Genomic DNA, 6694 nt, shown 5'->3' on the forward strand with positions numbered 1-6694 from the left:
TCAAGAGCGTGAGAACCTTAAAAATTATGGAGGCAAACGACTATGGCTTCGATCAGCTGCCAGCACATCTATAAGATCTATCCGGGTGCTACCGCTCCCGCTGTTACCGACTTTAACCTGGAGATCCAGGATAAGGAATTCATCATCTTCGTCGGCCCCTCTGGCTGCGGCAAGTCCACCACCCTGCGCATGATCGCCGGTCTGGAGGAGATCTCCAAGGGCGAAATGTACATCGGTGGCCGTCTGATCAACGACGTTCCCCCGAAGGATCGTGATATCGCAATGGTGTTCCAGAGCTACGCTCTGTACCCCCACATGACCGTTTACAAGAACATCGCTTTCGGTCTGGAACTGCGCAAGACCCCGAAGGACGAGATCGACAAGCGCGTGCACGAGGCTGCTAAGATCCTGGAGATCGAGCACCTGCTGGACCGCAAGCCCAAGGCTCTGTCCGGTGGTCAGCGTCAGCGTGTTGCTCTGGGCCGTGCAATGGTTCGTAACCCGGCAGTCTTCCTGCTGGACGAGCCTCTGTCCAACCTGGATGCTAAGCTGCGTACCTCCATGCGTACCGAGATCATCAAGCTGCACAAGAAGCTGGCTACCACCTTCATCTACGTTACCCACGACCAGACCGAGGCTATGACCATGGGCGACCGTATCGTTGTTATGAAGGACGGCATCATCCAGCAGGTCGATACCCCGCAGAACCTGTACGATATGCCTTGCAACATGTTCGTTGCTGGCTTCATCGGCAGCCCCCAGATGAACTTCCTGGACGGCACCCTGATCAAGAAGGGTGAGCTGTACGGTGTTGATCTGGGCGGCGACGTGATCCCCCTGCCCAAGGAGAAGACCGCAGACGGCAAGCTGGATGCTTACGTCGGCAAGAAGATCAAGATGGGCGTCCGTCCCGAGGACATCGACGACGAGCCCGAGTTTATGGCAAAGCACGCTGACTGCCAGCTGGATACTCAGGTGGACGTCTCCGAAATGATGGGCGCTGAGATCTACCTGTATCTGGAGTACAAGGGCAACAAGATGACCGCTCGTGTGGCTCCCACCTCCAAGGCACGCAACGGAGACACCGTCCGCGTTGCATTCGATCCCCACAAGGTCCACCTGTTCGACATCGAGACCGAGCTGACCATCCTGAACTAATATTTAGCGATGATCATTTTTGATCCTCCTATCATAAGAAAAACCGCCGAAGGAAAGCCTTCGGCGGTTTTTCGTTTGTGTGTTCAGCTTTGCGCTTCAATGGACCCGTGCTCTTTTCATTTGCTGGCAGTGCTGGGCGCGGGCTGGCGCACCAGCTCGATAAAGGCTTTCATCTGAGGGGTCAGCCATTTGTCACGGTGATAAAACAGCTGACGATGCATCTCCACGGTGCAGTCCGGCACATTCAGCCGGGCAAGACGACCTGCGGCCAGCGCCGGACGCACGATGTACTCCGGCAGGAAGGAAAGACCCATGCCCTGCTCCACCATCTGGCACAGCAGCGCAGCGCTGCCCAGCTCCAGATAAGGGTGGATGGCAAGGCCGCGGGCGGCAAGGCACTGATCCAAAGCGTCGCGGTAGCTCATGCCGCGCTCAGTGAGCAGAAATTCCTGCCGGGGCAGCTCTTCCAGCGTAACAACTTCCTGCCTGGCAAGCGGGTGAGCCGACGGTGCAATAAAACACACCGGCTCCGGCACATCCGCCGCAAGCACCAGATTGGGCTGCAGCAGGGGCTGGTCCAGCGTATAGGCCAGATCGATCTGATTTGTGCCCAGCATCTGCAGCATCCCGTCGGCAGTGGCGGTGCACAGCACCAGCTCCACCTGCGGGCACAGGGCGTGGTAGCGTTTGAGCAGACCGGGCAGGAAGGTGGAGCACACCGAATCCGCCAGCGCGATGCGCAGACTGCCGCTGATCTGCCGGGCGGGCTGCAGGGCAGCCTGCGCCTGCTGGGCCGTGGCCAGCAGGGTGCGTGCATAGCCTAAAAAGGTCTGGCCCGCATCGGTGAGCCGCACGGTCTTGCCCACGCGGTCGAACAGCGGTGCGCCCAGCTCTGCTTCCAGCTGTGCGATCTGGGAGGACACCGCCGACTGGGAATAGCCCAGCTGCCGCGCAGTGCGGGAAAAGCTGTGCAGCTCGGCGATGTGCAAAAAGGTATTGATGTTCCGCAGTTCCATAAACGCTTCCTCTCAGCGGCGGGCGATGCCGGTCACGGTGAGCATCTCGCCATCCACGGTAAAATGCACCTCTACCGGGCCGAACTCCATGCCGTACACCCGCTGCGGGTCGTGCTGGTAGGAGGGGCGCGGGTCACCTGCCAGTACGCCGGTCAGGGCGGCGCGGTCGGCCTGCGGCACCTGTGCCAGCAGTTCGGGCGGGAACTGTACCTGCAGACGGTGGAACTGGGTCTGGCCGGTAAAGCCCTCGGCGGCATCCGGGTGGCAGTCGGCATAGGGGATGTAAGGCTTGATGTCGTAGATGGGGGTGCCATCCATCAGGTCGGCACCGCGCACGATGAGCACCGGGCCAATGTCCGGCCGGTGCTCGATGCCTTCCAGACGCACGCTGGAAAGGCCCAAAGGATTGGGGCGGAACGGCGACCGGGTGGCGAACACGCCCATGCGGGTGTTGCCGCCCAGACGCGGCGGGCGTACAGTGGGGGACCAGCTGTCCCGCACCGCGCCGGAGAACTGCCACACCAGCCAGATGTGACTAAAATCTTCCAGACCGCGCACGGCATCGGCATTGCGGTATTCGGGCGTAAAGATCACCTCGCCGCGCAGCTCGTCCACAAGGCCGCTCTGGCGCGGGATGCCGAACTTGGTGGGAAAGGCAGTATGGATATGGGCAATGACCTTCAGGGTCATCTCTTCAGGTGCAGTGGGCATGGCGAACTCCTTTTAATAGATCTTTTTCAGGGGGCATTCCGGCGGGATGCTGTACCGTGCCCGGAATGCGTCCAGTTCCTGAGGCGTGCGAATGAGCTGAACGTCCTCAAAATGGCCATCCGGGGAGATGAAACCGGCCACCTGCTCCCCGGTGCAGATGCTGCACCGCAGTGCAGGCTGCTGGGTGGCGGGGTCGTAAGAACGGGCAGGCTTTTTGCGGGAGAAAAACATGAGAAGCCTCCTCCTTTTATGAAACGTGCCTGAAAGACTGCAGGCGGCTCACAGCCCCCGGCACAGGCCGACAGCGCGGCCCTCAATGTGCAGCTCTTCCAGCTGCAGGCCGGTAAAGATCATGGGTGGGCAGACGGCGGCATTGTCCGCAAGCAGCATCACAGCATCACCCTGCCGGTGGAAGTGCTTGAGGGTGGCCTCGCCGCCAATGCGCACTGCGGCGATCTCGCCCTGCTCCACCTCCGGCTGGCAGCGAATGCATACGATGTCGCCGTCGCAGATGGTGGGGGACATGCTGTCACCGTGGCAGGTCAGGGCAAAGTCGGCGCGCCACGCGGCGGGAACGCCGATATAGCGTTCAATGTTCTGCTCTGCCGTGATAGGAGTGCCGCAGGCAATGGAACCGATCAGCGGGACCTGCGTCATGGCAGGCAGCGGCTCAAAGCCCGGCGGCGGACAGGGTGCGTCCAGCCCCAGCAGATAGGCAGGGGTGGTCTCCAACGCGGCTGCCAGCTCTTCCACCTTGGACTGCGGCAGGTCGTTGATGCCTTTTTCCAGCTTGGTAATGGAGGATTTGGACCGATAGCCCATGCGCTGGGCAAGCTCTTCCTGCGAAAGGCCCAGTTCTTTGCGGCGCAGATGCAGACGGGTAGAAAGCTCAGACATGCGAAACCTCTCTGAAAAACGTATGGTTGTTCTGTAAAAAGAATGCTGTTACCAGAAGTATACCAAAAAATTGCATTAAAATCAACTTTTTTCTGCGAATTTGCAAAAATGGGTTGACACTGAATCAATGCAGGAATATACTACAACTAAAGATTGTGAAACGACATTGCCGATACGAAAAAAGGAGAGAGGAATATGGCAAATACTGAAATGATCCGGGATTATATCCGCGCCAGTGGGTACAAGATGCAGTATGTGGCACGAGCCTTGAAGATCAGCCCCAATGCACTGAACCTGAAACTGCAGGGGCGCACACAGTTCAAGCTGAGCGAAGCAGAACGGCTGAGCGCGGTGCTTGGTCTGAGCATGTACGAGCGGGATCTCTGCTTTTTTGAAGAGCAGAACCGCCGCGAAGTGCTGGCACGCCGCGCGGATGAAAAGAGGAGGGCAGAACATGACAAGCGAGCAGAGAAATCAGACGCGGCTGGCACTGTACCGATATGGGATGCGGCAGCGTGCACGAAGCCCGGTGGAGCGCAGCTGGTGCGCCGCCATTGAGGAGGGCCTTGCCTATTACCGTAAAAACGACCCGCTGCGTGCGGATCTGTTCGAGCTGCGCTATGTGCAGCACCGCACGGAGGACGATGTGATCGATCAGCTGCACATCGGCCGCACTACTTACCAGAAAGCCCATCAGGACCTGCTGAGCACCATTGCCGTGTACGCGGCAGAGCGCGGGGTGTTTTACCGCGAGACGGAAAGTTGAAAGCAGAATGCCCCCGGACGCTGCCAGCAGGCAATGTCCGGGGGCATTTTTGAACTCAGGCTTTTTTGTTCGGGTCCTGTTTTTCGCAGTGGCTGTGGCAGGATGCACAGTTGCCGCCGCAGCCCTCGCCCTTCCAGCCGCCCTGCTTGGAGATCCACACAACGGCCAGTGCAAACAGAACGATCAGAACGATCAGCGTAATGATTCCACGAAGTGTCAGCATTTTTTGTACCTCTTTTCCCGGTGGGAAAGTTTCTATGTTCAGTATACACGATTTGGCATCAAAGGGCAACCGGAAAGCGGATACAAAAAGTGTGATTTTTTTAAAATTAGGGCTTGCATTTTGGCAAAGGCCGTGCTATAATAATCACGTTCCAGTTCGGAACGCACAAAACAAAATATGGAGGATTAGCTCAGCTGGTTAGAGCACCTGCATCACACGCAGGGGGTCTGGGGTTCGAGTCCCTAATTCTCCACCATACAGTTCGTACTCGAACCCGATTCTTTACGAGAAAGGGTTCGGGTATGTTTTTTGTTTGCAAGAGGTTCTGAGGAAGGACTACTTGGAACGGTAAACAGGAACGAGCAAAGGCAGGGTATCATCGTGGTGATGGTATCCTGCCTTTTGTTTTGTGGAATCAAGTTCGCTTTGTGCGAACTTGGTCGTCCCCCTATATGGCGCGTTTGGGGGTAATCGCTGCGTACGTGCGTACCGGGAGAGCGCGTACACCTCTGGCAAGGTGTAACACACTAGACTTTGTGCCAAAGTCTGTGTGCCAAGGGGCCAAGCCCCTTAGAATCCCTGCGGAGCGTGTACGCACGTACGCAGAAAAATGGCAAAATTTCACTATATCGGGGTGTTCTTTCATTGGAGAGTATGGTATACTCGGCTTAGTTCAACAAATAAGAATTTGTGAGGGTAATTATGATAAATTTTTTGAATGATATAAGGAATGCAGAAAATCCAATATCCAATAATAGAAAACTTATAAATACCATAGCGATATTGTTTCTCGGAATAGCTTTGGGAACTTTCTCAAAATATCTGGATTTTCGTCAAACTGAACTTCCAGGTGTGCTTATGGCAATAAATGGAGTCTTAGATATTGGTAATTTTCTTGGGCGTTTTGCAATCTGGATATTGATTGCACTGTGTATTTCTATTTATAGCAATTCTGCAATAAGAGCAAGCATCAATGTTTTTGTATTCTTTGTTGGTATGGTTGCAAGCTACTATTTGTATTCAAACTATATTGCAGGATTTTTCCCAAGAAGTTATGCGATGATTTGGTTTGGATTTACAGCTGTTTCTCCATTATTGGCTTTTGCCTGTTGGTATGCAAAGGGGAAAAGCAAACTGGCATTTATACTATCAGCGCTGATTTTGGCAGTATTGTTCAATATGTGCTTTGTATATGGATGCTGGTATTTTAATGCAAAATCTGTTTTGGAAGTGATAGTCTTTATTATTGGACTTATTGTTTTGAGGAGAGACACATTGAGGAGTTCTGCGCTAATGGGAACGATTAGTATAGTTCTTGCGGTTTTACTTGATATGGTTATTCCATTTCATTTTGGATAAACAACTTCCAGTTTGCTGTACTCGTTCCTAGCAGGGTTTGGGGCAGGCACGCCCCAACAAGAAGCTGTCCCAAAGGGGCAAGAATTTTCAAGAATTGAAAATTTGTGGCCACGGGACGATTCTTGCTCTCACCTTTTTCGCTGCGTTTCGCAATTTTCACATTTCAATCTGCTCGCAGATTGTTGACAAGCTACGCTTGACCCGATACTATAAAGGCAAGTCGAATACGCGCCAAGGAGGTGCAACCATGACCGCCGTAATCTACGCCCGCTATTCATCCGACAGCCAGCGTGAAGCGTCCATTGAGGGACAGCTGCGCGACTGCAAGGACTACGCCGAGAAGAACGGCATCACCGTGGTCGGCACCTACATTGACCGTGCCTACTCTGCCAAAACGGATGACCGCCCAGACTTTCAGCGGATGATCAAGGACAGCGGAAAGAAAATCTTCGACGTAGTTCTGGTCTGGAAGCTGGACCGCTTTGCCCGGAATCGGTTCGATGCCGTGAACTACAAGTACCAGCTGGAAAAGAACGGTGTCCATCTGGTGTCTGCCATGGAACC

At 54.9% G+C, this 6694-nt stretch carries 10 protein-coding genes and 1 tRNA gene; 6 read left to right on the top strand and 5 right to left on the bottom strand.

What is annotated here, in order from left to right; all coding sequences use genetic code 11:
- Window positions 1-42: 42 nt before the first annotated feature.
- Entirely contained in the window at window positions 43-1158 is a 1116-nt protein-coding gene (gene ugpC, locus GKG34_RS11525) for a sn-glycerol-3-phosphate ABC transporter ATP-binding protein UgpC (protein ID WP_005942864.1), read from the top strand.
- A gap of 116 nt (window positions 1159-1274) precedes the next feature.
- Here the strand turns inward: ugpC and GKG34_RS11530 are convergent, their stop codons facing one another.
- From GKG34_RS11530 to GKG34_RS11545, 4 genes are read right to left on the bottom strand one after another with little or no spacing between them, the layout of a single operon-like run.
- Window positions 1275-2174 carry a LysR family transcriptional regulator gene (locus GKG34_RS11530; RefSeq protein WP_154256279.1) on the bottom strand — a complete coding sequence of 300 codons (900 nt, stop codon included), beginning with the start codon at window positions 2172-2174 and terminating at the stop codon, window positions 1275-1277.
- 12 nt (window positions 2175-2186) lie between these two features.
- Window positions 2187-2885: a tRNA (N6-threonylcarbamoyladenosine(37)-N6)-methyltransferase TrmO gene (gene tsaA / locus GKG34_RS11535; RefSeq protein WP_005942858.1), complete on the bottom strand. Its 699-nt coding sequence runs from the start codon at window positions 2883-2885 to the stop codon at window positions 2187-2189.
- A 12-nt stretch (window positions 2886-2897) separates the two neighbouring features.
- Entirely contained in the window at window positions 2898-3116 is a 219-nt protein-coding gene (locus tag GKG34_RS11540; RefSeq protein WP_005942855.1) for a hypothetical protein, read from the bottom strand.
- 48 nt (window positions 3117-3164) lie between these two features.
- The gene (locus GKG34_RS11545; RefSeq protein WP_120120483.1) at window positions 3165-3782 is read right to left on the bottom strand and encodes a LexA family transcriptional regulator; all 618 of its coding nucleotides are present in this window, start codon (window positions 3780-3782) and stop codon (window positions 3165-3167) included.
- 195 nt (window positions 3783-3977) lie between these two features.
- Here GKG34_RS11545 and GKG34_RS15920 point away from each other — a divergent pair, with 195 nt between their 5' ends.
- Both GKG34_RS15920 and GKG34_RS11555 read left to right on the top strand, forming a co-directional pair.
- Entirely contained in the window at window positions 3978-4340 is a 363-nt protein-coding gene (locus tag GKG34_RS15920) for a helix-turn-helix transcriptional regulator (RefSeq protein WP_243139256.1), read from the top strand.
- Window positions 4312-4548: a hypothetical protein gene (locus tag GKG34_RS11555; protein ID WP_005942844.1), complete on the top strand. Its 237-nt coding sequence runs from the start codon at window positions 4312-4314 to the stop codon at window positions 4546-4548. Before GKG34_RS15920 ends, GKG34_RS11555 begins: the two co-directional genes overlap by 29 nt.
- Before the next feature lie 55 nt (window positions 4549-4603).
- On the opposite strand, the gene GKG34_RS11560 is transcribed toward GKG34_RS11555, so the two are convergent.
- Window positions 4604-4771 carry a FeoB-associated Cys-rich membrane protein gene (locus GKG34_RS11560; protein WP_044953787.1) on the bottom strand — a complete coding sequence of 56 codons (168 nt, stop codon included), beginning with the start codon at window positions 4769-4771 and terminating at the stop codon, window positions 4604-4606.
- A 179-nt stretch (window positions 4772-4950) separates the two neighbouring features.
- Here GKG34_RS11560 and GKG34_RS11565 point away from each other — a divergent pair.
- The 3 genes from GKG34_RS11565 to GKG34_RS11575 all read left to right on the top strand — a co-directional run.
- A tRNA-Val gene (locus tag GKG34_RS11565) sits at window positions 4951-5027 on the top strand.
- A gap of 446 nt (window positions 5028-5473) precedes the next feature.
- Window positions 5474-6130 (top strand): hypothetical protein, encoded by a 657-nt coding sequence (locus GKG34_RS11570; RefSeq protein ID WP_154256281.1) that lies wholly within the window; start codon window positions 5474-5476, stop codon window positions 6128-6130.
- Window positions 6131-6377: 247 nt separating this feature from the next.
- Window positions 6378-6694 (top strand): recombinase family protein (locus GKG34_RS11575; RefSeq protein WP_173015255.1); only part of this gene is annotated, 317 nt, incomplete at its 3' end.

It is taken from the genome of Faecalibacterium sp. BIOML-A4 (assembly GCF_009679665.1).
Classification (GTDB): domain Bacteria; phylum Bacillota; class Clostridia; order Oscillospirales; family Ruminococcaceae; genus Faecalibacterium; species Faecalibacterium taiwanense.

What these genes read in the sequence shown, in the direction of transcription:
- GKG34_RS11540 (WP_005942855.1), bottom strand. Translation starts at nt 3,116, where the DNA reads ATGTTTTTCTCCCGCAAAAAGCCTGCCCGTTCTTACGACCCCGCCACC.
- ugpC (WP_005942864.1), top strand. Translation starts at nt 43, where the DNA reads ATGGCTTCGATCAGCTGCCAGCACATCTATAAGATCTATCCGGGTGCT.
- GKG34_RS11530 (WP_154256279.1), bottom strand. Translation starts at nt 2,174, where the DNA reads ATGGAACTGCGGAACATCAATACCTTTTTGCACATCGCCGAGCTGCAC.
- GKG34_RS11560 (WP_044953787.1), bottom strand. Translation starts at nt 4,771, where the DNA reads ATGCTGACACTTCGTGGAATCATTACGCTGATCGTTCTGATCGTTCTG.
- tsaA (WP_005942858.1), bottom strand. Translation starts at nt 2,885, where the DNA reads ATGCCCACTGCACCTGAAGAGATGACCCTGAAGGTCATTGCCCATATC.
- GKG34_RS11545 (WP_120120483.1), bottom strand. Translation starts at nt 3,782, where the DNA reads ATGTCTGAGCTTTCTACCCGTCTGCATCTGCGCCGCAAAGAACTGGGC.
- GKG34_RS15920 (WP_243139256.1), top strand. Translation starts at nt 3,978, where the DNA reads ATGGCAAATACTGAAATGATCCGGGATTATATCCGCGCCAGTGGGTAC.
- GKG34_RS11570 (WP_154256281.1), top strand. Translation starts at nt 5,474, where the DNA reads ATGATAAATTTTTTGAATGATATAAGGAATGCAGAAAATCCAATATCC.